Below are 26,972 nucleotides of genomic sequence, written 5' to 3' on the forward strand. Positions count from 1 at the left end.
GAAATTTCGGAGCTTTTTTTGTTTTATATCGGTAGAAGATCACAATACCAAAAAGCGGTATCCCAAGATTCAGTTTTATTTTTAAAGCAGTCATCCTCAGTTTTGGATGGAGAATATTTTTTTTCGATAATTTCTCCAATTTCAAATCTTACCGGCTCTTTAAAATTTGGACCATCATAAACAAAAGTATGAAATTCCCCATGTTCCCCACAGGGATCAACATTTGCAGGTAAGCTTTTTATAAAATCAAGATTTATTTCTCTTCCGCAAAACGATTTATCTAATACTTTTGCATTTACACAAACTGTGATCGCTTTAAACCCCAGTTCAATGAATTCAGTTATTAAGTGTTTTGTGTTTTTTTTCCAAAGAGGGAAAATCGCACTTATGCCAACTTTTTTTAGTTGTTCCTCCCGATAAGTTCTAAGATCTTCTAGAAATATATCTCCAAATATAGCATGGGAATAATCTTCAGATCTCAGTTTAGTGACAGCTTCAGCCATTATAGAATTATATTCCTCCATAGAAACAGTTCCATCTAAGGCTATCAACTCTAAAGGAATCCCAATGCTTTCAGCTTGCCGCAGTAACAAATCCTTTCTCACCCCATGCATGGAAACTCTATCCACTTCAGAATTTATGGTGGTAATAAGCTTTTCCACCTTAAATACTCCACCTTTTTTGATCTTATATAAAGAAAAGGCAGCATCCTTACCACTACTCCAATTTAAATATGATTTATACATGAGCTTATTGTTTAATAAAACTCGCGATAGCTAAATCGTAACTCTGCAAGCCAAAACCTAGAATTACTCCTTTAGCATTTGGAGATATAAAGGATTTATGTCTAAATTTTTCTCTGGAATAGGTGTTGGAAATATGTACTTCTACTACTGGAGTAGCAATAGCTTTAACAGCATCTCCAATTCCTATAGAAGTATGAGTATAGGCCGCAGCATTTAATATAATACCATCAAACTCTTTATCTGCTTTTTGGATCTCATCAATTATTTCCCCTTCTATATTACTTTGAAAGTGCGATAATTCAGCATCTCTAAATTGAAATTGAAGCTTCGAAAAGTAATCTTCAAAACTTTGACTTCCGTAGGTATCCGGTTCTCTTGTGCCCAAAAGATTAAGATTTGGACCATTAATTATAATTAACTTCATAAAATTTACTTTGTGGCAGAGTTATTATAAGTTATGCCGTTATAATCTGTCTACGGGACTTAACCTATAACCAATACCAATCATTATATTATTGAATTTGAAATCTTGAGAAGGCAATCCCAAAAAGTCATCCACCTTTCTCCTACTTACTTCATAGGTATATCTAGCCTGAATAAAGATTGATTTGGTAATATCCATACCCAAACCAGCACCAAGTTCCCATCCAAATTGATCTTTAGTACCAATAGCATCATCACCACCCAATAAATAGGTTACTTGAGTTCCGGCTTGTACATTAAAACCTCTCTGCCCAATTTGATATTTAAGCATTAATGGTAAATAGATAATATTAAAGTCATTAACGTATGCAAAATTCACTGCGGGCTGTAGGTGAAATTTTTCGGTGATATAAATATCTACAAAGGTCCCAGCATATCCTCCAGAACCGTAATCGTTCCATTTTGCATTCTCCTTTTCACCATTTACTTGTGCATAAACATAGCCAGCAACAAATCCGACTTTGGTGTCTTTAGACCTTCTGCCTTGTGCGTTTAAAAGTGAGGTTGAAATTAAAATTATAAAAATGAATAAGGCTATCCTTGGCATACTCTAGTTTTTAAAAAATAAAAGTACCATAAATATCAATTTTGAACCTAATAAAACTAGAGCAAAAAAAATGCGGAAGAGAATCTTCCGCATTTTAAATAATTAATTCTTTTTTCTAGAACATAAATCCAATTCCACCCTGTAATACAGAATGTTTTACATCACTATTTTTAAATAAGTTGGAATATGAATCATCATAAACATCAGAAAGACCATAATTGTAACGTGCACTCACAAAAAATCCACCTCTAAATTTATAAGCAGCACCAAGAGCTATACTAAGATCTACCTTATTAAATTGATCCTCGTTTAATGGTACATCTCCACTATCACCACTTGGATTACTATCAATCTCACTGTTCACTAAAAATCCAATTTGGGGACCTGCCTCTAAAGAAAGACCATCAATAAGATAGTATTTAGCTAATACTGGCACATTAATATAGTCTAATTGATACTCAACATCATTAGCATTATTTCTACTAACGATATCATATCCTTGACCTGAATAAAGCACTTCTGGCTGAACAGAAAATTTATCTGAAACTGGGATCTCAGCTAAAAGTCCTAAATTAAAAGAAGTTCTAGAATCGGGATTATCAAATTCTCCAAATCCGTCTCCCCTAAAAGTACTCGAGTTAATACCACCTTTAACTCCAAACATCACATACTCCTGAGCTCTTAAACCACCCAAACTCAACAAAGCTATTCCTGCTAATAAAATTGATTTTTTCATTTTTTTATATTTTAAGTTCACGAGCAAAATTAGTCCTACATTTGTTAAGGAAGTGTTACTCAAACCTAAAGTATTGCTAATTATAGCATAGCTATTTGTTAATATCCTGATTATGACCTGGGCACAATCTTTACTAGATTATAAGAACTATATGTTAATAGAACGTGGGCTATCAGATAATTCTGTAGCTAACTATTCTCTAGACATTCATAAACTTATTAACTATCTGGAAACTAATAAGATTTTGATCTCTCCTGTTTATCTCTCTGCGGAAATTCTCCAGCAATTTGTTTTTGAAATAGCTAAATCTTTAAATCCCAGATCACAATCCAGAGTAATTTCAGGTTTAAAAAGTTTTTTTGATTATTTGATCTTTGAAGGATATAGAGAAAACAATCCAATGGAAATAATTGAATCTCCTAAAATTGGGAGAAAGCTCCCAGATGTTCTCACACTCTCTGAGATTGATAAAATGATAGATATTATAGATTTAAGCAATGCACAAGGCGAACGAAATAGAGCTATTATTGAAACCTTGTATGGCTGTGGACTTCGAGTATCTGAATTGTTAGATCTTAAAATTTCAGATTTATTCTTTAAAGAAGGATTTTTAAAAGTTACCGGAAAGGGAGACAAACAACGTTTTGTTCCTGTGAGTTCTATTACAGAGAATTATATTACAGAATATCTTCAAAATTCCAGAAATAACTATCCAATTCATCCAAAAGCATCAGATATCATATTCTTAAACCGAAGAGGGAATTCTCTAACCAGAGCTATGATATTTACTATTGTTAGAAAGCTTGGCGAACAAGCTGGAATTAAGAAAAAAATAAGTCCGCATACCTTCAGACATTCCTTTGCAACCCATTTATTAGAAAATGGAGCCGATTTAAGAGCGATACAGCTTATGTTAGGCCATGAAAGTATAACAACCACAGAAATCTATATGCACGTGGATAAAAGCCATTTAAAACAGGTAATGCATAACTTTCATCCCAGAAGCAATTATTAATATTTTCCTAAACCTCCTTATTAATTTTTTATTGAGCTTCTTCCTGATTAAATTCAATGAAAATTAGAAAAATGAAATATTTAAATTTTAAGAACGGGGATAAATTACCAGCCATTGGCTTGGGGACTTGGAAATCTGATAAGGGTGAAGTTGGGAATGCCGTAATAACCGCGATAAAAAATGGGTATAGGCATATAGATTGCGCTGCTGTTTATGGAAATGAAGCCGAAATTGGGGAAGCTCTTTCTGAAGTACTGAAAGAAGGAACTATAAAGAGGGAAGATCTTTGGATCACTTCAAAACTTTGGAATAACGCACATAAATCTGAAGATGTAATTCCTGCACTTAAGCAAACCTTAAAAGATCTTCAATTAGACTACTTAGATTTATATCTTATACATTGGCCAGTCGCCTTTAAACCAGATGTAGCTAACCCAGAAAATGATGAGGACTTTTTATCGCTCGAGGAGGCACCTATAATAGAAACATGGAAAAAGATGTTAGAAGCTAAAAAAGAAGGTCTTACAAAGCATGTAGGGGTTTCTAACTTTAGTGCTACTAAATTAAAGGATCTAATATCTAAAACAGAAGATGGACCAGAAGTAAACCAAGTAGAATTACATCCTTATTTGCAGCAAAATTCATTGTTAGAATTTTGTAGTAAGAATGGAATTCACTTAACAGCTTACTCTCCATTAGGAAGTGGCGACAGAACTGACGCTATGAAAGCAGCAGATGAACCTTCTCTTTTAGAGAATAAAGTAATTCAGAAAATAGCTAAAAAGCACGGAGCTTCTCCTGCTCAAGTTATTATTAATTGGGAAACTTTGCGAGGAACTGCTGTTATCCCGAAATCTACAAATGAAGGAAGAATAATTGAAAATTTGGAAAGTACCGGAGTGAAGCTAGATGAGGAAGATCTCAAACAAATCGCTGATCTAGATGAGCATTTTAGATATGTAACAGGAGAATTTTTTGTTACTAAAGGAAATACCTATAATGATATTTACGACGAAAAATAAAATCTCGTTACCCTGAATTTATTTCAGGGTCTAATTAATTGTATAAATTAGATTCTGATACTCCCGAAGCCTTGGGACAGAATGACGGTTGAGTACAAGCAATTATATTGATTTTATAAACCAAAAAATCCCGCTAAGTGCGGGATTTTTATTTTTCAATATGAATTTTACTTTGCAATATTCACTGCTCTCGTTTCTCTAATCACGGTTACTTTAACCTGTCCAGGATACGTCATATCTGTTTGTATCTTTTGGGAGATCTCGAAAGATAAGTTTGCCGCTTTATCATCTGTTACTCTTTCACTCTCAACAATAACTCTTAGTTCTCTACCTGCCTGAATAGCATATGCTTTTTTAACACCACCAAATCCAAATGCGATCTCTTCAAGATCTTTAAGTCTTTGAATATATGAATCTAACACTTGCCTTCTAGCTCCTGGTCTTGCCCCGCTTATAGCATCACAAACCTGTATAATAGGAGATAACAAAGAAGTCATTTCAATTTCATCATGGTGAGCACCAATCGCATTACAAACCTCTGGTTTTTCCCCATATTTCTCTGCCCATTGCATCCCAAGAATTGCGTGAGGCACTTCTGTTTCTGTATCTGGCACTTTACCAATATCATGTAAAAGTCCTGCACGTTTTGCTAATTTAGGATTCAATCCAAGTTCTGCTGCCATCACTCCACATAGCTTAGCTACTTCTCTTGAGTGATGTAATAAGTTCTGGCCATAAGAAGAACGATATTTCATTCTACCAACAACTTTGATCAATTCAGGGTGTAAACCATGGATACCAAGATCAATAACAGTACGCTTTCCTATGTCTATAATTTCTTCGTCTATCTGTTTTCTGGTTTTCTTAACCACTTCTTCAATTCTGGCAGGGTGTATTCTACCATCCGTTACCAATTTATGAAGTGACAATCTTGCTACTTCTCTTCTTACACTATCAAAACACGAAAGTATAATAGCTTCAGGAGTATCATCTACAATGATCTCTACTCCAGTGGCTGCTTCTATTGCTCTAATATTTCTACCTTCTCTACCAATGATTCGACCTTTAACATCATCACTCTCCAAGTTAAATACAGAAACACAATTCTCAATAGCTTCTTCTGTACCAATTCTCTGAATGGTATTAATAATGATCTTCTTAGCTTCCTGCTGTGCGGTTAATTTAGCCTCTTCTATAGTATCTTGAATAAGGGCCATAGCATCTGCCTTTGCAGTATCTCTTAATGTTTCTGTAAGCTGAGACTTGGCTTCTTCTGCAGATAATCCAGATATCACTTCCAATTGCTGGATTTGACTGTGGTGTAACTTATCTATATCCTCCTTTTTCTTCTCTAAATAATCGTTTCTATGATCGTAGTCTTTGATCTTGTCTTCAATTTCTTTATTTAAATTTTTATTTTTAGCTAGTTCACTAGATACTTGAGATTCCTTATCACGAGTTCTTTTTTCAGACTCTTGAATCTTTTTATCTCTTGAAAGGATTACTTTTTCATGTTCAGATTTTAATTCTATAAACTTTTCTTTAGCTTGAAGAATTTTATCTTTCTTAATGTTCTCGGCATCACCTTTGGCTTCTCTTAAAATCGCTGCTGCAGACTTTTTTGCACCTTTCGTGATTTTTGAAGCGTTATTTTTCTCTAGATACTTAGCGACCGCAAATCCAATTGCTACACCAACTATCCCGACAACTATCATAATAATTATTGATTCCATATATTTAATTTAATTGTATAAAAAAGCCTGTACTAGATCAAATTTTGTATAAACTCCGTAAAATAAGTATAGGGTTAACAAGCTGATCAAGTATCCGCTCTAAGACGGCTCGCTTTTACAACTTAAACTCACCCTTTTTAAAGAATTCGTGTTGAGTTTATCAAATATATATCACTAATACAGGCAGTAAACCTTATTGCTATTTAAAAGAACTAAGTAGCTAATTGTTCCTGGAGAAGATTATTGAGTGACCTCAATTTTTCTTCCATCAGTTTCACTTCGCTAGAATTATCTATAGTTTTTTGCTCGGTCTGGGCTGCAAATTGTAAGGCACACATAGCCAAAACATCTTGCTTATCCCTTACGGCATAACTTTGCTCAAATTGCTTAATCATCGCCTCAATCTTCTTTGCTGCTTTACGTAAACCTTCTTCCTGCTCAGCCTGAATGGTAAGAGGATACACGCGATCTGCAATAGATAATTTAATTTTAAGCTTATCGGACATTAATTCTATTTATTCTGAAAGTTGAACAATACACTGATCAATCTCCCTTATTAAACCGTTTATTTTGAGCTTGGTTTCTTTCTTATAATCGTTACTGCCTAGCATCGCATTTGCTGCTTTTAGTGTATGAATTCGTTTTTCTGAATTTTTCACTTCTTCAGATAAACGTTCATTTTCAACTCTTAAAATCGCTAACTCTTCCTGAATTGAATGTTGTGACTGCTTTGTTACTTCATACTTATGAAGCAACTTGCTAATTCTATTTTCAAGACTATCAACTATTTCGGTTAGATCACTCATAAAAGCTTAACGCGCTACTAATATTCACAAAGTTAACATACCGCTTCAAATTTCCCAATACTTTTATAGCTATTTTCAAAATAGGTGAAATTTTATCTAAGTTACATTAAACCAAAGCTTTAATTATCACTAAAAGTTTAATTATATTTATCCCCCCATAAAAATGCTGTTTTATATGACTATGAAGAAGACCCTAGCACTAACATTATTGCTTTTTACTGCTGTTGTACAAGCTCAATCTAAAATACCTTCAGATTTTTTCAAAAACCCCTTAGCGGTAGACTTAGTACTCTCTGGAACCTTCGGAGAGTTGCGATCCAACCACTTTCATTCAGGAATGGATATTAAGACCCAACAAAGGGAAGGATTGCAGGTATTGGCTGCAGGAGATGGTTATGTAAGCAGAATTAACATCCAACATTACGGCTACGGTAAGGCACTTTATATTCAACATCCAAACGGATATACAACTGTTTATGGACATCTTCAGAAATTCTCTCCGGCGATAGAAGCTTATATCAAAAAGCAACAATACGACAAAGAAACCTATGAAATTGAGCTATTCCCGAAAGCAGATGAATTAAAAGTTACTGCTAGTGAACTAGTTGCAATTAGTGGTAATACTGGCGGAAGTGGTGGTCCGCATTTACATTTTGAAATCCGGGATGGGCAACAAAGGCCGATGAATCCAAATTTATTCGGAATAGAAATTAAAGACACCCAGGCTCCTACTGTAAATAGCTTGTGGGTATATCCACTTGGTGAGAATGCGCATGTTAACGGTTCCGCAGAAAGACAGCGAGTAAAACTTACACAACTAAAAGACGGATCTTTTAAGGCTGAACAACTGGATGCTTGTGGAGAAATCGCTTTTGGAGTGAATACTACAGATAAGTTAGATGGCGCTCCTAATAATAATGGCATATATCAGATAGATGCAAATCTCAACGGAGATGCTATTTTTCAACTAAATTTTGATCGGTTTTCATTTACTGAAACCAGGCATTTAAATCAGCTTATAGATTATGAATATTTCAGTAATAATAAAAGCAGGATCACTAGACTATATGTACAACCAAGTAATCCATTAAGCGTTTATAAAGAGGTGGTAAATAATGGAACCATCAATATTCAAGATAGTCTAACCTATTTGTATAATATCACCATCCTTGATTATGCTGGTAATGAAAGGGTAATTCGAGTGCCAATAAAAGGCCAACAACCTACTAACGCAATTACAAAGAATAACAAAGAGACCGATTATTTTGTAAAGGCGAATGAAGCATTTAATATTGAAGAAAACGGGATTGATGTTTATATTCCAAAAGGAAGCTTATATGAAGATGCCTTTTTAGATATTTCTTTCACTGGAGATACTATTTATTTACACGAAGATAATATCCCAATTCACAGTAATATCACCATTGGTTTTGATGTAAGCAAGTATTCTGAAGAAAGTAAAGAAAAGATGTTTATTGCCAGATTAGGATATCGCGGAAGACCTAGCTATTCTTCTACATATAAAAAAGAAAATAGATTCACTACAGGAGTTCGCACTTTTGGAAATTATACTTTGGTTGCAGATGTTAAAGCGCCTTCTATCACTCCAGTTAATTTTAAGGATGGACAATGGATCTCCAGTAACGATAATATAAAAGTTAAAATTTCCGATGACCTTTCAGGAATAAAAAGTTATCGCGCAACGGTTAATGGAAAGTTTATTCTGATGGAATATGAGTATAAAGAGAACACCTTAACTCATCATTTTAGTGACGGAATACTTACTGAAACCGAAAATAAATTAAAGGTGATCGTTGTAGATAATGTTGGCAACAGTAGTACCTACGAAGCTACTTTCTTTAGAAAATAGTTTCCAAACATTTTCTGAATATTAAATTAAACTTGGAGAAAATAAACCCTCGATGAGGGTTTAGCTATCCATAAATTCTTTAAGAACCGAGATCACATAATCCAAGTCTTCTTTAGTGTTGAATCTTGAAAAAGAAAACCTAAGAGATGGTTTACTCATATCCTCTTCAGAAAGAAAAGCGCTTAACACGTGAGAACCTTTGTCGCTTCCACTTTGGCAAGCAGATCCTTTTGAACAAGCAATTCCCTTAAGATCTAATTGAAACAATAACATTAAAGCTTTTTCTGGCGGAATTGGTAAACAAATATTAACCAGAGTATAAGTGCTTCTAGTAAAATCCTTACAATTTCCGTTGAATTTGACTCCTGGAATATTTTCTTCTAATTGCTCTATAAAATAAGTTTTTAAAGAGCTTACATATGCTTTCTCTTCATCCAGATTCGCATATGCCAATTTAAAAGCTTCTTCTAAACCAACAATATTATGCACACTTTCTGTCCCAGCACGTTGTCCACGTTCTTGCTCACCTCCAAATATCAAAGGTTTAAGTCCGCTATTTTTACGAATAAAAGCAAATCCAACTCCTTTTGGACCGTGAAATTTATGTGCACTCACGGCTGTAAAATCAATAGGGATTTCTTTAAGGTCCATATTATAATGTCCAATAGATTGCACAGCATCACAGTGAAATAAAGCTTTATGATTTCTGCACAATGTTCCCACTTTTTGCACGTCGAGTAAATTTCCTATTTCATTATTTACATGCATCAAACTCACCAAAGTTTTCGCTTCAGTATTACCTAGTAATTCTTCTAAATGTTCAAGATCTACATTGCCATTATCGTCAACATTTACATAATCTACTTCAATCTCATAACACTCTTTCAACTGGTCTACAGTATATAAAACCGCATGATGCTCAATTTTAGAAGTGATGATTCTTTTTACACCAAGATCTCGAACGGCAGAATTAAGCGCTAAATTGTCGGCTTCTGTACCTCCGGAAGTAAAGATAATTTCCGCAGCAGTTACATTTAAAATATTAGCTATAGTCTTTCTAGCATTTTCAATTAAAGATTTAGATGACCTTCCATAACTATGTGTAGATGAAGGGTTTCCGTAAAATTCTTTCATCACAACGGTCATTCTATCTATAACTTCGTCACGCATTTGCGTGGTAGCGGCACTATCTAAATATACTTTTTTCATCGGAGGCAAAAATAAAAGAAATAAAATTATTTAAAGGATGCTCTGCTATAAAATCCTAATACTTTATTTTTGTTGAAAACGGCAGCTATGCGTAATTACTTTTATATACTTTTTTTATTCCTTGGTTTCACCTCTTGTGATGATGGCGATATCATAATTAATAATTTCGATTTTGAAGATGATACTTTATCGAGTTGTGTTAAGGAAGGGACGGCAAAGGTTTTATACATAATTAATAATGATGACGTTTTTGAAACTATTTCACTTCAAGCTACTAATACATCCTTTTCTGCTCTTTCAAATGTTTTAACTACAGATACTATTCGTGATATTTCATTTAATCTTACCTCCACTAATAAGCTTACCTATAGAACTTATGATGGAACGATACCAACCACCTATTTTTGTTCTGATATTCCACCAAGTAACCCAAAAGTGAATGAGGAATTTATAAGTGTTGGTGGGACAGTTAAAATTTCTACCACAAGAATTTATCTTGACTCCACAGATAGTGATGGTGACGGAATTAAAGATGTAGATGAATTTGATGGAGATACCGATGAAGATGGGATTCCTGATAAATTTGATATAGATGATGATGGAGATAATGTACTTACATCTACAGAACTGTATGCTACAGGCGACAATACCGTATTTCAAGATACCGATCAAGACGATACACCAAATTATTTAGACGACGATGATGACAATGATGAAGTGAAAACAATATTTGAAGTTTCAGAAGACAATTTATTACCTACAGCCGCAGGAAATTTCAATGATGCTGGTCTTGCAAATTACTTGAATTTTGATATTTCAGATAAATATCTCGGAGATATAGAAATACTAGTTAATGAATTTAAAGTTAAGTACACCTCTATAATCACTATAGAAAATTTACAATTACAAAATCAAGATGGAACAGGAGAGGTGATTTCGTTTGAAACTTATAGATTAGGAGAATATAATTCAACTTCTACGCCTTTAATTATAGCTCCCACAACTACTGAAACCGATAATTAAGAGTTCTGAAAAATATATACTTCTGTAGCGCCTAAGCCATATTTCTGGAAATTTGCGTCGTAAAACTTAAGATTATCATATCTGGCTAATAAATAATCTAGCTCAGCCTTTAATACACCCTCTCCCACTCCATGTATAAATACAATCTTCGGGATGCGTTTGCTAATAGCAAAGTTAATTTGACGCTTAGCAGTGTCTAATTGAATATTTAAAATATCGAAATTACTCATTCCCCTATAGGAGTTTACTAATTTCTCTATATGCAAGTCCACTTCCATTGGTGGAGCATTTCGTTCTTTAGGTTTAATTTTTACAGATTTAGCCCGATTTGTAGGTTGCTTTTCCTTAATTATATCTGAAAAAGAGACGTTTTCTGTAGCGATCATTCTACTCTGTTCCTCTTCGATCTTAACTAGTTCTGAAGCTTCAAATTCCATTAAGAATCCTTCAGAAGTTTCAACATAAATAGTTTTCCCATCTATATTGATAACTCTTCCTTTTAAAGCGTCGTCCAACACTTCTACTTTGTCATTAACTTCAAATTTCATAATTCAGGTTTTTCTTCATTATTATCGTCCTCATCATCCTTGGTTTCAACCCAAAAATTAGTTGCCCGGTACAATCCAAACATGATAATTACCAATCCTAAAACTTGTAAATATCGATTTCTTTCTTCCATAGAAATCGTATAAATCATTATTGCTCCCCCAATTAGTATTAATATTGTATTGATGAGCTGTCCGTATTTTTTGTTCATAATGCACTGATAATTAACACTTAAAGACTAAAATGCCTATATTCACTTAAAATAAGAACTTCAGGGTAAGCACATATGTTGTGATTTCCAAAATTCTTTTCAATTTACCGAGGCCAGCCTCGAGTAATTAAGCCCTCCATGAGGGGTTAAAATACTTTTTAATTAGAATCTTAAGGTGATGAGGCAAATATACATTTTAGTACTAATTATAATACCATTCGTCGCACATTGTCAATTAAACATTAAACCAAATCAAGATATAGAAACTTATTTATATTCTGAGGGTGCTTTGGTGTATGTAGAACAAGGAATTAATTTAACGTCTAATCCTGGAGATAATCCAACAGCCAGTATTTATTTAAGGAAAGAAGCTCAATTAATTCAAGGTAATACTAATTCTAAGAACAGCGGAGAAGGTATGATCTCTTTATTTCAAGAAGGAAATGCAAGTGAATTTACTTATAACTATTGGAGTATGCCTGTTAGCACCCCTTCCACAAATAATACTTTTGGGAATTTATTTTTTGATCCTAGTTCTAGAACCGAAAGTTTTCCCGCAATAATCACTTCCAATTATAATGGAAGCTCCCAACCATTAAGCATCTCTAATAAATGGATCTATAAATTTTCCGGATACGAATATTCCGACTGGGAATTTATTGGTGAAAATTTTAATATTCTGCCTGGCGAAGGATTTTCTATGAAAGGTGTAAGTGGAACAAATACCAATATAAACATATATAACATTCCCAATAATTCCGGAAACAATCAGCGGTATGATTTCCGAGGGAAACCAAATTCAGGAATTTATGAATTAAACATTCTGGAAGGGAGTAATAAACTTATTGGAAATCCCTACCCTTCTGCTTTAGACTTGAATGCTTTTCTACAAGAAAATACAAATACCACAGGAATTGCTTATTTCTGGGATTCAAAAAATATAGCCTCTCATTTTTTAAAAGAGTACGAAGGTGGTTATGGCGCTTATTCTCCCGGTGCAGGAATCTATGGTTATGTGCCCGCTATCTTCAACAAATTTGATGGCTCAGGAAATACAATTTCAGAAGGCGGAACTATTGGATCATATTACGCTAGAAGATTTTCTCCAATAGGTCAGGGTTTTATGGTTATTGGTAGTGAAGATGGTAAAATTACGTTCTATAATAAATATCGAAGCTTTATAAAAGAAGATCAGATTTTTTCTGAATTCAAATCTAGGATAGGGAATACAAAAATGGCAGATATTGAAGAGTTTCCAATGTTAAGATTAAATATTGAATTACAGAACAATAACATTAGGCAAATCCTTTTAGTACTGCGAGATAATTCTACAAAAGCAGTAGATCATGCAATGGATGCTATAAATTCTGAATATTTAAGTGCTGATGCAGGCTGGCTAATTGAAAATGAGAATTATCTTATTAACATTAGGCCTCTAGATGAATTCGAAGAAATTCCCCTATATGTTTTACTGGCTGAATCCTCAGAGATCGTTTTTAGTATTGCTGAAATAAAGGGATTTTCATCTAAATTATACTTATTAGATTCTTATAATAACAGATATTATAATTTAAGTAATGACCCTGTAAAGTTCAATTTGGAGTCTGGTGAATACTCCGAAAGATTTAAAATTACCTATACCAACAATGAGCAAATTTATATTAATTGGGATATAGTTAAAGATATAAGCAATTTCAACATTTTCCAGAACAATCCAGAATCGAGATTAGAAATAAGAATTCCTGAAAAACCCATCCCAAGAGACATTATTCTTTTTGACAGTTTAGGAAAAAAAATAATTGAAAAGAAAGAAATTACTAACGAGAGCTACCACGAATTTTCCACCAGAAAATTAAGCAAAGGATTATATATTCTTAAAATAATAAATAAAGATGATACTGTTATTTCCAAAAAAGTCATAATTTCAAATTAAATTAAAAGCTTCGGCACAAGCTCGGAGAAACAAAAATTTCTTTAAGGGTAATAAATTATGGAAGACCTTTTACTTCCCTGCTTAAATAAACAACTATTTGGAATTGAATGTTATGGCTGTGGTGGTCAACGATCTGTATTATTACTATTAAAAGGAGATTTTAATGGTGCATTTTTAATGTTTCCAGCAATCTATCCAATATTAATTTTACTTGGTTTTGTGATCATCAACCTATTTTTTAAATTCCAGAAGGATTATTTCATCAAAATAACACTTATACTAGTAACAGCAGTTGTGCTAGCGGCTAGTTATTTAATTAAAATGTATCATTTTTTCAACTAAAACCAACTTATAACGAATTCAACTTATGGAATTAAACAAACAAGAATTACCAAATGCTACTTTAATCTTAATTTTAGGAATACTATCTATTTTGGGTTGTTGCTGTTACGGAATTGTAGGCGTGATATTTGGGATTATCACTTTGATCCTTGCAAAAAAAGCCATGAATATTTATAATGCAAATCCAGAAATGTATCTGGGGTATAAAAATGTGAAGATTGGTAGAATCCTGGCAATCATTGGACTGGTTTTGAGTGTGTTATTTTTACTGACTTTTATTGGAGCACTTATATTTTATGGCGGAATGGAAGGCTTGGAAGAATTCCAACGCGAGATGATGGAGCAACAAGGAATGTAGTTAAACACCTATAAATACAAAGCCCAGAAATATTATATTTCTGGGCTTTGTATTTTAACCTAGCTTACAAGAACACTTGACCTGTGGCTTCTTTATTCTGATAGCTATTGGAATTGTTTCAGAGTCATAGTGAAATAATTTATGTCAGCTTATCTATCATAGCTTCTAAAGATATTTTTTCCTGATCCCCAGAAATCATGTCTTTAAGACCATAGACTTTATTATTCATCTCTTTATCTCCTGCAAGGACAACAAATGGAATTTCCCGTCTATTGGCATAATTCATTTGCTTCTTCATTTTGGCTGCATCTGGATAAAGCTCTGCAGCAATTCCGGAATCTCTCAATTTCTGAACAGCCTTCAATCCATAAAGGGCTTCCTTTTCACCAAAGTTTATAAATAACACTTTAGTATTAGCTGTAACCGTATCTGGAAAAAGATTAAGTTCTTCTAATACAAGATAAATTCTATCCAATCCGAATGAGATCCCTACTCCGCTCATATCTTTTAATCCGAAGATACCAGTAAGATCATCATATCTTCCACCGCCACCAATAGAACCCATATTAACATTAGATGGTGGTGCCACCTCAAAAATAGCTCCTGTATAGTAATTTAATCCACGAGCTAAAGTAACATCAAGATCTAAAACAGCCGATTTCAATGGCATTTCAGAAATTACATTTTGTATAAATTCCAATTCTTCAACACCTTTCAGACCAATTTCAGACTTAGAAAGAAGTTGCTTTAAAACCTCCACTTTCTCTCCAAAATTTCCTTTAAGTCCAAAAATTGGTTGAATATTCTCTAAGGCTTCAAGGGAGATTCCCTTCTCAAGCATTTCCTTTTTCACACCATCTTCTCCAATCTTATCCAATTTGTCTAATGCAACAGTAAAATCTATCAATCTATCTTGCTCACCAATTACTTCAGCAAAGCCAGATAAAACTTTTCTATTGTTAAGTTTTATGCTAACACCTTCCATCTGAAGATTTGTAAACACTTCATCATATAACTGAATGAATTCTACTTCTTGCCACAAGCTGTTACTACCAACCACATCTGCATCGCATTGGAAGAACTCTCTAAATCTACCCTTTTGCGGTCTATCTGCTCTCCACACTGGTTGGATCTGGTAGCGCTTAAACGGAAACTCTACTTCGCTTTGGTGTTGTACCACATATCTTGCAAAAGGAACCGTAAGATCGTATCTCAAAGCTTTTTCACTTATAGAAGGCGTAAGCTTTAAACTATCTGATTTGTTATAGGCTTGTTGATCTGCCTTTTTAAGGAAATCTCCTGAATTTAAGATCTTAAAGATCAACCTATCCCCTTCTTCCCCATATTTACCCATCAAAGTATCTGAATTTTCAAAACTTGGAGTTTCAATTGGTTGAAATCCGAATTTTTCGAATTGCGCTTTAATCGTATTAATAATATAAGTACGCTTAGAAACTTCTAAAGGAGAAAAATCTCGGGTACCTTTAGGGATCGATGGTTTTTGTGCCATAATTTTATTTTGTGATATTATAGTGAACTATATTTAAAATATTGTTGAATTATCAATGTCAAAAAAGATAATATAAATCTTTTTTCTTATTAGTATTATTTTTAAAGGTCACATCGAGCTAAGTCGAGATGTTTTAATAAGCCTTCGACTACTCTCAAGGAGACAAAAACTTAAAACCTTAAGCCAATTAAGTAAAAAGGATGATTTCAACAGTCAATTCAATTTTATTAATGCTGCAAATATCTTAATTTTTGAATGAACCAAAACTAATTTCAAAATTTAAGTAACATATAGGTATTTTATTAGTCTAATCTTTTTGTTAGACCAGATATATTATGTTTCAACTTTTTAAAGAAAATGTAAGAATTGCTTTTGAATCTATTAAAAGTCAGATTCTTAGAACTATTCTCACAGTATTGATTATCGCTATTGGAATTACTGCTTTGGTTGGTATCCTTAGTGCCGTTAGTGCTTTAGAGAATACTATTAGTAGTGATTTTGCTTCAATGGGTTCTAACACTTTTAATTTACAACGTTATGAATTTACAACGCAACGACGTGGAGGTGACGAAATAGAGAAAATAAATCCGATCTTGTCATACAGAGAAGTTAGAACTTTTAAAGAGAGTTTTATATTTCCTAAAACCCAAACTTCTCTTTCCTTTAATGGAACTGGAAATGCGGAAGTAAAATATGAAAGTGAAAAAACAGATCCTGAAGTTTCGGTTATAGGAGTGAATGAAAATTATCTTACAAACTCTGGATTAAAATTAGAAAATGGTCGGGAATTTAATTATTTTGATATTCAAAATAATAACAAAGTAGCCATTCTAGGTGCCGATTTTGCTGATGGACTTTTCAAGAACATGAATCCAATTAACAAAACAATAAGCGTTCGAGGAGCGAAATTCCAAGTCATAGGAATTTTAGAATCTAAGGGATCTACTTTTGGAAATAATCAAGATCTGCGCGTATTAATTCCTATAGAAACAGCGAGATCAATTTATACCCAACCCAACATTAATTATAATATTAGCGTAAAGGTTGATGATAAGGAGTTGATGGAAAGTGCACAAAGTGAAGCAATTATCACTTTTAGAAATATTCGTGGACTTAATCCTGTAGAAGATAATAATTTTGGAATAGAGAAGAGTGACGATCTTATTAACAGAATTCTCTCGATTACTGGGTATCTGAATATAGCAGCCTGGATTATTTCTATAATTACAATTTTCGGTTCTTCTATTGCTTTAATGAATATTATGTTGGTTTCTGTAGCAGAAAGAACTAGAGAAATAGGAATTAGAAAAGCATTAGGAGCCAAGAAAAGTACTATTGCAACTCAATTCTTTATGGAAACTCTTATCATTGGTCAATTAGGAGGTCTACTAGGAATAATACTCGGAATTTTAATTGGATATGCAGTAGCTTCTGTAGCCGATTTTGATTTTGTAACTCCATGGAAAGCCATGTTATGGGCAACAGGAATTACTATTTTAGTTGCGATACTAGCAGGAAGTTATCCTGCAAATAAAGCAGCAAAACAAGATCCAATAGAATCCTTGAGGTACGAATAATTGGCATTCAATCTTCAAAAATAGTATTAGAGACTCAATTTATCAAACAGCTATCTTATGAAAAAATTTATCGGAATTTTAGGCATTTTAATGGTGCTAATTTCATGTGAGAAGTCAACTACAATGAAACAAGTTACTATTGAAGATTTTAGTAAAAAATTTACCGACAGCTTAATTCCTGATCCAGAAAGAAAGGATTATTTCATTCATAAACTTGAAGCTAAAGGAAATACCAACGATTCCATTAAAGTAAGCATATCTTTATCGAATAGTGATAATAGCGCAGAGACGAGAGATTTCTTTTTAACTGGAGACTTTAATGAGACTATAGCAGGAGATTATTATGGTGATACGAATATCTATATAACTTTCGATCCATATAACGCAACTGAAGGTACCGTGGAGTTAAAATACCAGCTTTAATTCCCAAATATCTGACTTCAATATTTTAAAAAATAAATTGTCTTCAGCAATTAAGACATAGATTCGTTAAAACGTAATAAGAAGTAAGTAACCTTCTCCTTTTAGATTACTTATTCTCTACCATATCACTAAAATAATCAAATAATTGCCCTTTAGTAATTACAGCTCCTTGCTTAATTAAAGCAAAAATATCCTTATTTCTATCCTCGCTTACCGCTTTGGTAGAAGTATAAAGATTCACAGTATCATCCAACAAGTTAGTTTGAAGCCATTGATAGCCTTCTCTGGTTGTAATATCTATAGCTTCGTTCTCCACTTTAACCGCAACGAGTTTTATTTCTGCCATGGTAATATTGAACAAATACATTTGATGCTTAGAAAAATGTTCTAGGTAAGTAACTTTCTCCAAAACACCTTCCCAAATAAGATCACTAAAAACATCCAACTCATCTTCGGCAACCTCAGGTTTATCTTGTTTTATCTTTTCCCACTCATCTGCAGTAATAGATTGAGAGGCCAGAAAATTTATAAATTCCTGATTTAATTCTTCAAATTGTTCTTTGGTAAGTCTATTATATTTCATTTTTAAAATCCTGAAAAGTTAAAAGGTACATTTCTTCACTTATATAAATTCGAAAGAAATAACACTCCTTAATATATTCACTTTAAATTAAGCATAAAAAAAAGCTGCTCAAAAAATATCAATGATATTCTTTAAGCAGCTCAAATAAATTATTTGATTAAGCCTCAGCTACAACGTCAAATGTAAAGGTAGAGATAACTTCACGGTGAAAACGCAAAGTAGCCTCATATTGTCCTAAACGCTTAATGTTTCCACCGGCGATCGCAATATATTTTTTATCTAATTCTACACCTTCTTTTGCTAATGCATCAGATAAGTCTCCATTAGTAATAGATCCAAACATTTTGTCTCCACCACCTGCTTTAGCAGTAAGTTTCATTTCCAACCCGTTTAGTTTAGCCGCTTGTTTTTTAGCTGCATCTATATTCTTTTGCTCCTTAAAAGCTTGTTGTTTAATAGTTTCAGCTAATACCTTCTTAGCAGAAGGAGTTGCTAAATCTGCAAAACCTTGAGGGATTAAGAAATTTCTACCGTAACCATGCTTCACAGTTACCATATCATTTTTAAACCCTAAATTGTCTACGTCTTTTTTAAGTATCAATTCCATAATAGCCTCTTTCTTATTTTAATAAATCCGCAACATACGGCATTAATGCTAAATGACGAGAACGTTTAACCGCTACAGCCACTTTACGTTGATATTTTAAAGAAGTTCCTGTTAAACGACGAGGTAACAATTTACCTTGCTCATTTACGAAGCCCAATAACCAATCTGCATCTTTATAATCGATATATTTAATACCAGATCTCTTAAACCTACAATACTTTTTAGCTTTGTTGGTTTCTATATTCAACGGAGTTAAATACCTAATTTCTCCGTCTTTTTTTCCTTTTGCTTGTTGTTCAATAGATGACATAACTACGCTTTTTCTTTGTTTCTATTTCTTCTTTTCTCAGCCCAAGCAATTGCATGCTTATCTAAACGTACAGTTAGATAACGCATCATACGCTCTTCTCTTCTGAATTCTACTTCTAAAGGATTAATTACCTCTCCTGGAGCTTGGAATTCGAATAAGTGGTAAAATCCACTTTTTTTGTGTTGGATTGCATAAGCTAATTTTTTTAGCCCCCAATCTTCTTTGGATACCATCTTGGCGCCGTTAGAAACAAGAAAATCTTCGTATTTCTTAACTGTCTCCTTTATCTGTTCATCAGATAAAACGGGATTCAAGATGAAAACAGTTTCATAATGATTCATAAACTATGATTTAAATTAATTTGGCTGCAAAAGTAACACTATTTTTATTATATGCAAAGTCTTTCTTATTAGGTCCTATCAATAATATACACTTTAAATAGAGAAAAGGGTATTTCACCGACACCTTATTTCTATTTATCTTGTATTAGTAAAATTTAATGAGTAATATTGTTAACACTTAACCTTACCAAGACGTGGACGAAATTTTACTTAAATGTGCTGTTGTGGATGATTCTAGCTTACAACGTTTATCGATTGTAAAGCTTATCATGGATCACCCTAACTTAAAGGTTGTTGCACAGTACAATAATGCGATAGAAACTAAAAATGGTTTATTAGATACAGATGTAGATCTAATATTTCTGGATATAGAGATGCCTATACTTTCAGGTTTTGATCTTCTAGACGATCTTCCTAATAAACCTCAGATCATATTCGTTACAGGGAAAACAAAATATGCTTTTAAGGCATTTGATTATGATGCGGTAGATTACATTCACAAACCGGTAAATAGAGAGCGTTTTAATAATGCAGTTGCTAAAGCTATTAATCTTTATCAGCTAAAAACTAATGGTGTTCCTGTTGAAGATGAAAATTTTATCTTTGTAAAAAGTAATCTAAAGAACAGAAAGGTATTTCTTAGTAAACTAAAGTATATAGAAGCTTTAGGAGATTATGTGAAGTTTGTAACCGAGAAAGATACGTTTGTTGTTCTTGCAACTATGAAATCTTTTGAGCAGCAATTACCATCGGATAAATTTTTGAGAATTCATAAATCTTACATTGTAAACCTTGAAAAAGTAGAGCGTTATAATAGTAAGAATATAGAAATAGATAAACAGCAACTGCCATTAAGCAGACATAAGAAAGCAAATCTTATAGAAGCGCTTAGCTCCATGCAATAGTCTTATTGAATTATATAGAATTTTAATGATCCCATTAAAATCCTGAATTCTTACAATTTTAATGTTTCAATTAGGAAGGATCTACATTTGATATTATCCTTACACTTCTCCAAATCCCGACTGATTTAAAACTTTTTAAGATCTTGCGAATATACTTTTTAGTCTTTCCTAAAGATTGATTAGGCGGTATCTTTAATAGTATATTTTTATAGTATTCATTCCGTATTCTCGCAACTGGTGGAAATTCTGGACCTAATACATTTTCCCGAAAAACATTAGCCAGCGATTTTGCAATCCAATCTGCCGCATCGTTGGTCTTAGAATAATCTCTACTCTTAATAGTGAATTTTATAAGCTTATAATAAGGAGGATATTGATATTGATAACGTTCCTCCAACTGCTCCTTATACATTTCCAAATAATTATTTTCTGAAACTTGCTTTACTATTTGATGATGCGGATTATAAGTTTGAACAATCACCTTTCCCCTATTCTTAGTTCTTCCAGATCTCCCAGCAACCTGAAGCATTAATTGAAAGCTGCGCTCATGCGCTCTAAAATCAGGAAAATTTAGCAAATTATCGGCATTCATAATTCCCACCAATCTAACTTTTCTAAAATCGAGTCCTTTACTTAACATTTGAGTTCCAACTAGAACATCAATGCTCTCCTGTTCAAAAGCGCTTATTATTTTTTGATGCCCGTGCTTCCCTCGTGTGGTATCTAGGTCCATACGCCCAATTTTTGCCTCAGGAAGTAAAGATCTTAATTCTGTTTCAATTTGCTCGGTTCCAAAACCTTTGGTGGTAAGCTCTACACTTTCGCAAGCCATACACTGCTTCTGCATTGCCATGTGATAGCCGCAGTAGTGACATCTTAATTGATTGCTATGATTGTGATAGGTAAGACTTACATCACAATTTGGACATTGCGGGGAATGCCCACAGGTAAGACATTCTAAAATTGGAGAATAACCTCTTCTATTTTGAAACAAAATAACCTGTTCTCCTTCTTCTAAAGTTAATTTTATCTCGTCTAACAACCTATCGGAAAAATGACCAGTCATTTTCTTCTTCTTATATTTTTCTTTAAGGTCTACGATCTCAATTTCTGGAGGTAATACATTCCCATATCTATTATTTAAAGAAACAAGACCATATTTATTATGAGTTGCATTATAATAAGTTTCTAAAGAAGGAGTCGCAGAGCCTAATAGTACTTTTGCATCATGGAATTTTGCCAAAACAACAGATGCATCTCTCGCATTGTATCTTGGAGCAGGATCAAATTGCTTAAAAGTAGTTTCATGCTCTTCATCCACCACAATAAGACCTAAATTTTTAAAAGGAAGAAATATAGCTGAGCGTGCTCCTAAAATGATCTTAGCTTTCACGTTATCGTTTAAAACATGTTTGTACACTTCCATCCGTTCATTCACAGAGTATTTACTGTGATAAACCAATACCTGTTCCCCAAAAAAAGATTGCAAACGGGAAACCAATTGAGCTGTTAAAGCTATTTCTGGAAGTAAATAAAGCACTTGCTTTCCTTCCTTGATTACTCTTTCTATAAGTTTTATATAAATCTCTGTCTTCCCGGAAGAAGTAATTCCATGAAGCAAGCAAACATCTGTGTCCTTATAAGCTTCGGTTATTTCATTAAATGCAGTTTGTTGCCACTCATTTAAAACCATTTTTTGATCAACATCATCTATATCAAACTGAATTCTATCTTTTTGTAAATGGAATTCTATTAGAACCTTCTTATCAATTAAACTTTTTATTACTGCAGTTGAAGTTTCACTAGTTTTTGCAAGGGCTTTTAGTTCAAGTGGTTTCTTGGATTTCGCCTGAAGCTGAAAAAGACTTAGTATCACTGCTTTCTGTTTAGGTGCTTTACTAAGTTCATCTAGCAATAAATGCATTTCTTTTTCTGAAAGAAACTTTTCATTCAGTTTTACGTAACGAATCAACTTGGGTTTATACTGCTCAAAAATCTCCTGATTTACAACCACAATCCCTTTAGAAACTAACCTATTAATAATAGGAAGTACCGTTTTCTTATCTAGCAACTGCATGATTTCTTGGATCTTAAGAGAAGATTGCCTTTGCAAGGCTTCATATATAAGATATTCCTGATCATCCAAATTTTCATCTTCCCCATTCCCAGAGGGCAAAAGCTGAATTAAACTTTCACTTTCTAAAAGAAATCCTCCAGGCAAAGCCGCCTTAAGCACCTCTCCTTCTGCGCACATATAATATGAAGAAATCCAATTCCAAAATTTCAACTGATTTTCAGTTACAATCGCAGAATCGTCAAGGATTTGTTCAATCTCCTTCGCTTCGTACTTCTCGGGAGCCTTATTATGACTAGAGGCAACGATCCCTGTATATATCTTAGATTTTCCAAATGGCACAGCAACTCGCATTCCTGTAGTCAATACTTCAGCCTCGTCCTGAGAAATTTCATAAGTAAATTGCATTTCTAATGGAAGAGGAAGAATTATATCTATATAAAAACCCATGCAGTAGCTTTAAATTGGTTAACGAATTTTTGAAATCTGTGCTTTTCAGAATTTTAAAATATGGACTATTTTATTAATTATCAACCTAAGTGTAGCTATAGTTTGAAATATAACTCCACACCAAGCGCGTGGATATTTTAATTCTATACGCTTAAGAAAACTGATAGTCTTACAAATTTAAACTTCTTTTTACTGCAATAAAAAAATCCACTCCTATAAAGAGTGGATTTTACAACAATTCTAATATTTAGAATATTATTCTGCTCGTATCCAAGTTTGTGTTCGATAGAAAAAAGAAATATACCCTCTCACATTTAATTTTTCAGGATTATCTTCATCAAGCCAGACTTTACATCTATACACCTTTCCTGTTTTCGGATCGGTTACTGTTCCTCCAGAATATTCATCTCCGTCATTCTCCAGACCAGTCATAACAACCATTCCTTCAATAGGCTTATCCTTTAGTTCACCTTCACATTTTGTACAAACTCTATCTCTATCTTCTTCCTTTAAGATCTTAACAACCTTACCATTAAGTACATCACCTGCTTTATAAATCTCTATAATCGAGGTAGATTTACCTGTTTCTTCGTTTACAGTCTTCCATTTACCCAATACAGATTGAGCATGGGAGCTATACCCAAAACAAAGTATTAACAGGGAAAATAACGTAGGATTTTTCATTTTCATAATTGGAATACGTCTAAATTTTTAAATTAATTTAATTAGCTCTTACCTAACATTGCATCTTTAAGATCTTTATCTGCTGGTTTATTAGATAACCAGATCCCAAATAAAGCTTTTTTAAATTCCTTTCCTGGAATGGTTCCAAGTAATTTATTGTTTTTAAAAACTTTCACTCCTTCTTTGGGTAGATATACCATATCAAAAATGTCATTCTTTTGGATCTCATCTAAAAAATAGCCTTTAAATTGAGCTATTTCTGAAGAAATTCCTGAAGTTTTACCACCAGTAGCATTTTCAAAACCTTCATTTACAGCATCCACCATCTTGTCACTAGTAATCAATTTTGATACTATATGTAATTTGATAGCCATTGGCTGATTTCCATTTATAATTCCATTGGCATCAGCATTCTTTTTATCTAAATATAATGCTCCAGCATACAAATCCATCCAAAACTTTTCTCTTACTCCTACTCCATTCAGCGCTAATTTTTCGCCTTCAAAAGTCACAGAGTTTGGTAAAGTAACGCCAGCTGCTTTTGTTTGAGCAGGTGCAGATGCAAAAGTTACCATTGCGAACAATAACAATAAAACATTTTTCATTTTAATTTGAGTTTAGTTAATTAATTTTGTTTTCTTTTTCATTTTTAATAATGAGGCATTCAATTCAAATCCAAGCAACAATATATTAGAATTTAACCATATATACACCATAAGTACTAAAAGTGCTCCAATAGATCCATATAATTCGTTATATCTACTAAAATTCTCTATATATAAACCAAACAAATAAGTGTTTAATAATATTAAAATAGTAGTGAACAATGCACCTGCTGAGAAAAATCTTGAATGTCTACCTTCCCGTGTTCCAGAATAATATAAGGTTGCAACGGCAGCATAGATCAATAAAATAAACGCAGTATATTTCACCAACTTAGGTGATAAACTTTTTTCACCAAAAATTCCTAACTGGCTGATATCATCCACTGCATATGTGAGATAAACCGCTAGTATAACAGTAATTAACAACAACAATGCCATAATTATGGAAACACCTAGAGCTACAAAATATTGTCTAACAATTGATCTATTGGTATTAGTATGAAAGGAATACTCAAAACCCGTAAAAATAGAGTTCACCCCATTGGTCATTAAAAAAATAGAAAGAATAAAGGTAACAGATAGCAAACCACCACGAGGTGTACTTGCAATATCGTAAAATACGTCATTAAAAAATTCTGAAGTAGTTGGTGGTAATAAAGAATCCATAAACACCAAAAACTGTAATTGGAAATCGTCTATGAATTGAATATATGGTATAAGGTTAAGGACAAATAAAAGAAATGGGAACAGCGCCATAAAAAAGCTAAATGCAATTGCACTTGCTCTGGTAGAAAAAGTTCCTTCTATGATCCCTCCAGAATAGATCACCCAAAGATCATGAAATGTTAAACCCTCCAAACCTGGAAGTCTAATTTTACTGGTTCTATACTCCCAAGCCTCAGAAATTCTAACTAATAGCGATTTGGAAGATCTTTTAGCTTGCATGCACTATACCGCTTTTAAACTAAGATCCATATTATAAACAGAATGGGTTAATGCTCCACTAGAAACAAAATCTACACCACATTCCGCATATTTTCGTACCGTGTCCAAGGTAATTCCTCCGCTGGACTCTGTTAGACATTTATTATTAATTAGTTGAACTGCTTTTTTAGTCTCCTCGTAATTAAAGTTATCTATAAGAATTCTATAAATTCCATCACTTTCTAAAATTTCTTGGATTTCTTTTAAATCTCTTGCTTCAACAATAATTTTTAAATCCAGATCATTGCTTTTAAGATACGCTTTGGTTTTTTCTATTGCCTTAGTAATTCCGCCAGCAAAATCTATATGGTTATCCTTTAACATAATCATGTCATACAAAGCAAATCTGTGATTCTCTCCTCCCCCAATTTTTACTGCCCATTTCTCCAGAGCTCTTATTCCAGGAGTGGTTTTTCTGGTATCTAAAATCTGCGTTTTTGTACCCTCAAGATTTTTCACAAATTCATTAGTCTTGGTAGCAATCGCACTCATTCGTTGCATTGCATTCAAAACCAATCGCTCTGCTTTTAAAATAGATTGTGAGGAACCTTCAACATAAAATACAATGTCTCTTTTCTGTACACGCTGTCCATCTTCAATTAAAGTTTCAACTTTAAGTTCTGGATCTATATGATTAAACACCTGTTTCGCAAATTCTACTCCGGCAATGATTCCGTTGTCTTTTACTAAAAGTTTAGCCTTTCCTTTGGCTTCTTTTGGAATACATGCCAAAGAGCTATGGTCTCCTTCTCCAACATCTTCTCTTATAGCATTAGAAATAATTAATTCAATTTCCTTCTGAAATTGTGCTTGTGAAATCATAGCAATAGTTATTTTTGTAAATGTAGCAAAGTCTTAGTAAAATGACCATAAAATTACTTGGTATAGGTAAAACAGATGATAAAACTCTTCAAAATTTAACGGATGTTTATATAAAAAGGCTTCAGTTCTATAATAAATTTGAAATTGAACTGATTCCTGATCTCAAAAAAGTCAAAAATTTAGATGAGAATCAGCAGAAACAAAAGGAAGGAGAACTTATTCTAAATAAGATTACAACCTCAGATTTTGTTGTGCTACTGGATGAAAATGGAAAGCAACTGAGCTCGGTTGGCTTTTCTGAATTTATTCAGAAACGATTTAACAGCGGATTAAAACAAGTAATCTTTATAATTGGTGGGCCTTATGGCTTTTCTGAAGAGGTTTATAGCCGAGCGGACACTAAAATATCACTTTCTAAAATGACCTTTTCTCATCAGATGGTCAGGCTATTTTTTACAGAACAATTATATAGAGCCTTTACTATTTTAAAGAATGAACCTTACCATCACCGTTAAAT

31 protein-coding genes and 1 other RNA gene are annotated in these 26,972 nt (G+C 33.2%); 11 read left to right on the forward strand and 21 right to left on the reverse strand.

Features of this window, described 5'->3' with window-relative positions:
- Positions 1-23: 23 nt before the first annotated feature.
- The 4 genes from I130_RS11220 to I130_RS11235 form a co-directional block, all read right to left on the reverse strand.
- Positions 24-746: a diphthine--ammonia ligase gene (locus I130_RS11220; protein WP_034923058.1), complete on the reverse strand. Its 723-nt coding sequence runs from the start codon at positions 744-746 to the stop codon at positions 24-26.
- A gap of 4 nt (positions 747-750) precedes the next feature.
- A complete protein-coding gene (gene aroQ, locus I130_RS11225; RefSeq protein ID WP_034923059.1) occupies positions 751-1,170 on the reverse strand; it encodes a type II 3-dehydroquinate dehydratase in 420 nt (139 codons plus the stop codon).
- A gap of 39 nt (positions 1,171-1,209) precedes the next feature.
- On the reverse strand, positions 1,210-1,776 hold the full coding sequence (locus I130_RS11230) for an outer membrane beta-barrel protein (protein ID WP_034923060.1): 567 nt from the start codon (positions 1,774-1,776) through the stop codon (positions 1,210-1,212).
- Positions 1,777-1,891: 115 nt separating this feature from the next.
- Entirely contained in the window at positions 1,892-2,512 is a 621-nt protein-coding gene (locus I130_RS11235; RefSeq protein ID WP_034923061.1) for a porin family protein, read from the reverse strand.
- A 112-nt stretch (positions 2,513-2,624) separates the two neighbouring features.
- Here I130_RS11235 and xerA point away from each other — a divergent pair, with 112 nt between their 5' ends.
- Both xerA and I130_RS11245 read left to right on the forward strand, forming a co-directional pair.
- Entirely contained in the window at positions 2,625-3,527 is a 903-nt protein-coding gene (gene xerA, locus I130_RS11240; RefSeq protein WP_034923062.1) for a site-specific tyrosine recombinase/integron integrase, read from the forward strand.
- A 71-nt stretch (positions 3,528-3,598) separates the two neighbouring features.
- Positions 3,599-4,549, forward strand: coding sequence for an aldo/keto reductase (locus tag I130_RS11245; RefSeq protein ID WP_034923139.1), 951 nt, complete (start codon positions 3,599-3,601; stop codon positions 4,547-4,549).
- Between the two features lie 167 nt (positions 4,550-4,716).
- Here the strand turns inward: I130_RS11245 and rny are convergent, their stop codons facing one another.
- The 4 genes from rny to I130_RS11260 all read right to left on the reverse strand — a co-directional run bounded on the left by rny (position 4,717) and on the right by I130_RS11260 (position 7,088).
- Positions 4,717-6,282 carry a ribonuclease Y gene (gene rny / locus I130_RS11250; protein WP_034923064.1) on the reverse strand — a complete coding sequence of 522 codons (1,566 nt, stop codon included), beginning with the start codon at positions 6,280-6,282 and terminating at the stop codon, positions 4,717-4,719.
- A gap of 50 nt (positions 6,283-6,332) precedes the next feature.
- Positions 6,333-6,439, reverse strand: a non-coding RNA gene (gene ssrS / locus I130_RS16485) — 6S RNA.
- Between the two features lie 55 nt (positions 6,440-6,494).
- Positions 6,495-6,788: a cell division protein ZapA gene (locus I130_RS11255; protein WP_034923065.1), complete on the reverse strand. Its 294-nt coding sequence runs from the start codon at positions 6,786-6,788 to the stop codon at positions 6,495-6,497.
- Between the two features lie 9 nt (positions 6,789-6,797).
- Positions 6,798-7,088, reverse strand: a complete 291-nt coding sequence (locus tag I130_RS11260) for a hypothetical protein (RefSeq protein ID WP_034923067.1) — start codon at positions 7,086-7,088, stop codon at positions 6,798-6,800.
- A 175-nt stretch (positions 7,089-7,263) separates the two neighbouring features.
- On the opposite strand from I130_RS11260, the gene I130_RS11265 reads away from it, so the two are divergent.
- Positions 7,264-8,958: a M23 family metallopeptidase gene (locus tag I130_RS11265; RefSeq protein WP_083932912.1), complete on the forward strand. Its 1,695-nt coding sequence runs from the start codon at positions 7,264-7,266 to the stop codon at positions 8,956-8,958.
- Between the two features lie 60 nt (positions 8,959-9,018).
- Here I130_RS11265 and I130_RS11270 read toward each other — a convergent pair whose 3' ends face one another.
- Entirely contained in the window at positions 9,019-10,167 is a 1,149-nt protein-coding gene (locus tag I130_RS11270; protein ID WP_034923069.1) for a cysteine desulfurase family protein, read from the reverse strand.
- 87 nt (positions 10,168-10,254) lie between these two features.
- On the opposite strand from I130_RS11270, the gene I130_RS16285 reads away from it, so the two are divergent.
- On the forward strand, positions 10,255-11,190 hold the full coding sequence (locus I130_RS16285; RefSeq protein ID WP_157480575.1) for a hypothetical protein: 936 nt from the start codon (positions 10,255-10,257) through the stop codon (positions 11,188-11,190).
- On the opposite strand, the gene I130_RS11280 is transcribed toward I130_RS16285, so the two are convergent.
- Both I130_RS11280 and I130_RS11285 read right to left on the reverse strand, forming a co-directional pair.
- The gene (locus tag I130_RS11280) at positions 11,187-11,738 is read right to left on the reverse strand and encodes a Smr/MutS family protein (RefSeq protein ID WP_034923071.1); all 552 of its coding nucleotides are present in this window, start codon (positions 11,736-11,738) and stop codon (positions 11,187-11,189) included. The genes I130_RS16285 and I130_RS11280 overlap by 4 nt on opposite strands.
- Positions 11,735-11,947, reverse strand: coding sequence for a hypothetical protein (locus I130_RS11285; RefSeq protein WP_034923073.1), 213 nt, complete (start codon positions 11,945-11,947; stop codon positions 11,735-11,737). Before I130_RS11285 ends, I130_RS11280 begins: the two co-directional genes overlap by 4 nt.
- 178 nt (positions 11,948-12,125) lie before the next feature.
- On the opposite strand from I130_RS11285, the gene I130_RS11290 reads away from it, so the two are divergent.
- From I130_RS11290 to I130_RS11300, 3 genes are read left to right on the forward strand one after another with little or no spacing between them, the layout of a single operon-like run.
- Positions 12,126-13,880, forward strand: coding sequence for a T9SS type A sorting domain-containing protein (locus I130_RS11290; RefSeq protein WP_034923075.1), 1,755 nt, complete (start codon positions 12,126-12,128; stop codon positions 13,878-13,880).
- 57 nt (positions 13,881-13,937) lie between these two features.
- Entirely contained in the window at positions 13,938-14,222 is a 285-nt protein-coding gene (locus I130_RS11295; protein ID WP_034923077.1) for a DUF2752 domain-containing protein, read from the forward strand.
- Positions 14,223-14,247: 25 nt separating this feature from the next.
- Positions 14,248-14,580 (forward strand): CCC motif membrane protein, encoded by a 333-nt coding sequence (locus I130_RS11300; RefSeq protein WP_034923079.1) that lies wholly within the window; start codon positions 14,248-14,250, stop codon positions 14,578-14,580.
- A 139-nt stretch (positions 14,581-14,719) separates the two neighbouring features.
- Here the strand turns inward: I130_RS11300 and hisS are convergent, their stop codons facing one another.
- A complete protein-coding gene (gene hisS, locus I130_RS11305; RefSeq protein ID WP_034923081.1) occupies positions 14,720-16,090 on the reverse strand; it encodes a histidine--tRNA ligase in 1,371 nt (456 codons plus the stop codon).
- A 335-nt stretch (positions 16,091-16,425) separates the two neighbouring features.
- Between hisS and I130_RS11310 the strand changes: the two genes are divergently transcribed.
- Together I130_RS11310 and I130_RS11315 are read left to right on the forward strand one after the other, a co-directional pair.
- Positions 16,426-17,667 (forward strand): ABC transporter permease, encoded by a 1,242-nt coding sequence (locus I130_RS11310; RefSeq protein WP_034923083.1) that lies wholly within the window; start codon positions 16,426-16,428, stop codon positions 17,665-17,667.
- 57 nt (positions 17,668-17,724) lie between these two features.
- Complete coding sequence (locus I130_RS11315; RefSeq protein WP_034923084.1) at positions 17,725-18,090, forward strand: hypothetical protein; 366 nt, start codon at positions 17,725-17,727, stop codon at positions 18,088-18,090.
- A gap of 106 nt (positions 18,091-18,196) precedes the next feature.
- Here the strand turns inward: I130_RS11315 and I130_RS11320 are convergent, their stop codons facing one another.
- The 4 genes from I130_RS11320 to rpsF all read right to left on the reverse strand — a co-directional run bounded on the left by I130_RS11320 (position 18,197) and on the right by rpsF (position 19,931).
- Positions 18,197-18,673: a DUF6495 family protein gene (locus I130_RS11320; RefSeq protein ID WP_034923086.1), complete on the reverse strand. Its 477-nt coding sequence runs from the start codon at positions 18,671-18,673 to the stop codon at positions 18,197-18,199.
- A 157-nt stretch (positions 18,674-18,830) separates the two neighbouring features.
- The gene (gene rplI / locus I130_RS11325; protein ID WP_034923088.1) at positions 18,831-19,280 is read right to left on the reverse strand and encodes a 50S ribosomal protein L9; all 450 of its coding nucleotides are present in this window, start codon (positions 19,278-19,280) and stop codon (positions 18,831-18,833) included.
- A 13-nt stretch (positions 19,281-19,293) separates the two neighbouring features.
- The gene (rpsR, locus tag I130_RS11330; RefSeq protein ID WP_010229177.1) at positions 19,294-19,590 is read right to left on the reverse strand and encodes a 30S ribosomal protein S18; all 297 of its coding nucleotides are present in this window, start codon (positions 19,588-19,590) and stop codon (positions 19,294-19,296) included.
- Between the two features lie 2 nt (positions 19,591-19,592).
- Positions 19,593-19,931 carry a 30S ribosomal protein S6 gene (gene rpsF / locus I130_RS11335; RefSeq protein WP_010229179.1) on the reverse strand — a complete coding sequence of 113 codons (339 nt, stop codon included), beginning with the start codon at positions 19,929-19,931 and terminating at the stop codon, positions 19,593-19,595.
- Between the two features lie 194 nt (positions 19,932-20,125).
- Here rpsF and I130_RS11340 point away from each other — a divergent pair, with 194 nt between their 5' ends.
- Positions 20,126-20,836, forward strand: coding sequence for a LytR/AlgR family response regulator transcription factor (locus tag I130_RS11340; RefSeq protein WP_034923091.1), 711 nt, complete (start codon positions 20,126-20,128; stop codon positions 20,834-20,836).
- Between the two features lie 70 nt (positions 20,837-20,906).
- Here the strand turns inward: I130_RS11340 and priA are convergent, their stop codons facing one another.
- From priA to nadC, 5 genes are all read right to left on the reverse strand, one after another.
- Positions 20,907-23,360, reverse strand: a complete 2,454-nt coding sequence (gene priA / locus I130_RS11345; protein ID WP_034923093.1) for a primosomal protein N' — start codon at positions 23,358-23,360, stop codon at positions 20,907-20,909.
- A gap of 255 nt (positions 23,361-23,615) precedes the next feature.
- Complete coding sequence (locus tag I130_RS11350; protein ID WP_034923150.1) at positions 23,616-24,044, reverse strand: DUF2147 domain-containing protein; 429 nt, start codon at positions 24,042-24,044, stop codon at positions 23,616-23,618.
- A gap of 41 nt (positions 24,045-24,085) precedes the next feature.
- Entirely contained in the window at positions 24,086-24,649 is a 564-nt protein-coding gene (locus tag I130_RS11355; protein ID WP_034923094.1) for a chalcone isomerase family protein, read from the reverse strand.
- A 12-nt stretch (positions 24,650-24,661) separates the two neighbouring features.
- Positions 24,662-25,594: a YihY/virulence factor BrkB family protein gene (locus I130_RS11360; RefSeq protein WP_034923096.1), complete on the reverse strand. Its 933-nt coding sequence runs from the start codon at positions 25,592-25,594 to the stop codon at positions 24,662-24,664.
- A gap of 3 nt (positions 25,595-25,597) precedes the next feature.
- Complete coding sequence (gene nadC / locus I130_RS11365; protein WP_034923098.1) at positions 25,598-26,455, reverse strand: carboxylating nicotinate-nucleotide diphosphorylase; 858 nt, start codon at positions 26,453-26,455, stop codon at positions 25,598-25,600.
- Positions 26,456-26,496: 41 nt separating this feature from the next.
- Between nadC and rlmH the strand changes: the two genes are divergently transcribed.
- The gene (rlmH, locus tag I130_RS11370) at positions 26,497-26,970 is read left to right on the forward strand and encodes a 23S rRNA (pseudouridine(1915)-N(3))-methyltransferase RlmH (protein WP_034923100.1); all 474 of its coding nucleotides are present in this window, start codon (positions 26,497-26,499) and stop codon (positions 26,968-26,970) included.
- Positions 26,971-26,972: the final 2 nt, after the last annotated feature.

The organism is Gillisia sp. CAL575, assembly GCF_000403785.1.
Classification (GTDB): domain Bacteria; phylum Bacteroidota; class Bacteroidia; order Flavobacteriales; family Flavobacteriaceae; genus Gillisia.

Bases quoted from the DNA above. Each gene is read 5' to 3' on its own strand.
- I130_RS11265 (WP_083932912.1), top strand. From the start codon at position 7,264: ATGACTATGAAGAAGACCCTAGCACTAACATTATTGCTTTTTACTGCT.
- I130_RS11285 (WP_034923073.1), bottom strand. From the start codon at position 11,947: ATGAACAAAAAATACGGACAGCTCATCAATACAATATTAATACTAATT.
- I130_RS11355 (WP_034923094.1), bottom strand. From the start codon at position 24,649: ATGAAAAATGTTTTATTGTTATTGTTCGCAATGGTAACTTTTGCATCT.
- I130_RS16285 (WP_157480575.1), top strand. From the start codon at position 10,255: ATGCGTAATTACTTTTATATACTTTTTTTATTCCTTGGTTTCACCTCT.
- nadC (WP_034923098.1), bottom strand. From the start codon at position 26,455: ATGATTTCACAAGCACAATTTCAGAAGGAAATTGAATTAATTATTTCT.
- rlmH (WP_034923100.1), top strand. From the start codon at position 26,497: ATGACCATAAAATTACTTGGTATAGGTAAAACAGATGATAAAACTCTT.
- I130_RS11300 (WP_034923079.1), top strand. From the start codon at position 14,248: ATGGAATTAAACAAACAAGAATTACCAAATGCTACTTTAATCTTAATT.
- I130_RS11220 (WP_034923058.1), bottom strand. From the start codon at position 746: ATGTATAAATCATATTTAAATTGGAGTAGTGGTAAGGATGCTGCCTTT.
- aroQ (WP_034923059.1), bottom strand. From the start codon at position 1,170: ATGAAGTTAATTATAATTAATGGTCCAAATCTTAATCTTTTGGGCACA.
- rny (WP_034923064.1), bottom strand. From the start codon at position 6,282: ATGGAATCAATAATTATTATGATAGTTGTCGGGATAGTTGGTGTAGCA.
- I130_RS11295 (WP_034923077.1), top strand. From the start codon at position 13,938: ATGGAAGACCTTTTACTTCCCTGCTTAAATAAACAACTATTTGGAATT.
- I130_RS11290 (WP_034923075.1), top strand. From the start codon at position 12,126: ATGAGGCAAATATACATTTTAGTACTAATTATAATACCATTCGTCGCA.
- I130_RS11260 (WP_034923067.1), bottom strand. From the start codon at position 7,088: ATGAGTGATCTAACCGAAATAGTTGATAGTCTTGAAAATAGAATTAGC.
- I130_RS11270 (WP_034923069.1), bottom strand. From the start codon at position 10,167: ATGAAAAAAGTATATTTAGATAGTGCCGCTACCACGCAAATGCGTGAC.
- hisS (WP_034923081.1), bottom strand. From the start codon at position 16,090: ATGGCACAAAAACCATCGATCCCTAAAGGTACCCGAGATTTTTCTCCT.
- I130_RS11315 (WP_034923084.1), top strand. From the start codon at position 17,725: ATGAAAAAATTTATCGGAATTTTAGGCATTTTAATGGTGCTAATTTCA.
- rplI (WP_034923088.1), bottom strand. From the start codon at position 19,280: ATGGAATTGATACTTAAAAAAGACGTAGACAATTTAGGGTTTAAAAAT.
- I130_RS11255 (WP_034923065.1), bottom strand. From the start codon at position 6,788: ATGTCCGATAAGCTTAAAATTAAATTATCTATTGCAGATCGCGTGTAT.
- I130_RS11235 (WP_034923061.1), bottom strand. From the start codon at position 2,512: ATGAAAAAATCAATTTTATTAGCAGGAATAGCTTTGTTGAGTTTGGGT.
- I130_RS11245 (WP_034923139.1), top strand. From the start codon at position 3,599: ATGAAATATTTAAATTTTAAGAACGGGGATAAATTACCAGCCATTGGC.
- I130_RS11320 (WP_034923086.1), bottom strand. From the start codon at position 18,673: ATGAAATATAATAGACTTACCAAAGAACAATTTGAAGAATTAAATCAG.
- xerA (WP_034923062.1), top strand. From the start codon at position 2,625: ATGACCTGGGCACAATCTTTACTAGATTATAAGAACTATATGTTAATA.
- I130_RS11230 (WP_034923060.1), bottom strand. From the start codon at position 1,776: ATGCCAAGGATAGCCTTATTCATTTTTATAATTTTAATTTCAACCTCA.
- priA (WP_034923093.1), bottom strand. From the start codon at position 23,360: ATGGGTTTTTATATAGATATAATTCTTCCTCTTCCATTAGAAATGCAA.
- rpsR (WP_010229177.1), bottom strand. From the start codon at position 19,590: ATGTCATCTATTGAACAACAAGCAAAAGGAAAAAAAGACGGAGAAATT.
- I130_RS11350 (WP_034923150.1), bottom strand. From the start codon at position 24,044: ATGAAAAATCCTACGTTATTTTCCCTGTTAATACTTTGTTTTGGGTAT.
- I130_RS11280 (WP_034923071.1), bottom strand. From the start codon at position 11,738: ATGAAATTTGAAGTTAATGACAAAGTAGAAGTGTTGGACGACGCTTTA.
- rpsF (WP_010229179.1), bottom strand. From the start codon at position 19,931: ATGAATCATTATGAAACTGTTTTCATCTTGAATCCCGTTTTATCTGAT.
- I130_RS11310 (WP_034923083.1), top strand. From the start codon at position 16,426: ATGTTTCAACTTTTTAAAGAAAATGTAAGAATTGCTTTTGAATCTATT.
- I130_RS11360 (WP_034923096.1), bottom strand. From the start codon at position 25,594: ATGCAAGCTAAAAGATCTTCCAAATCGCTATTAGTTAGAATTTCTGAG.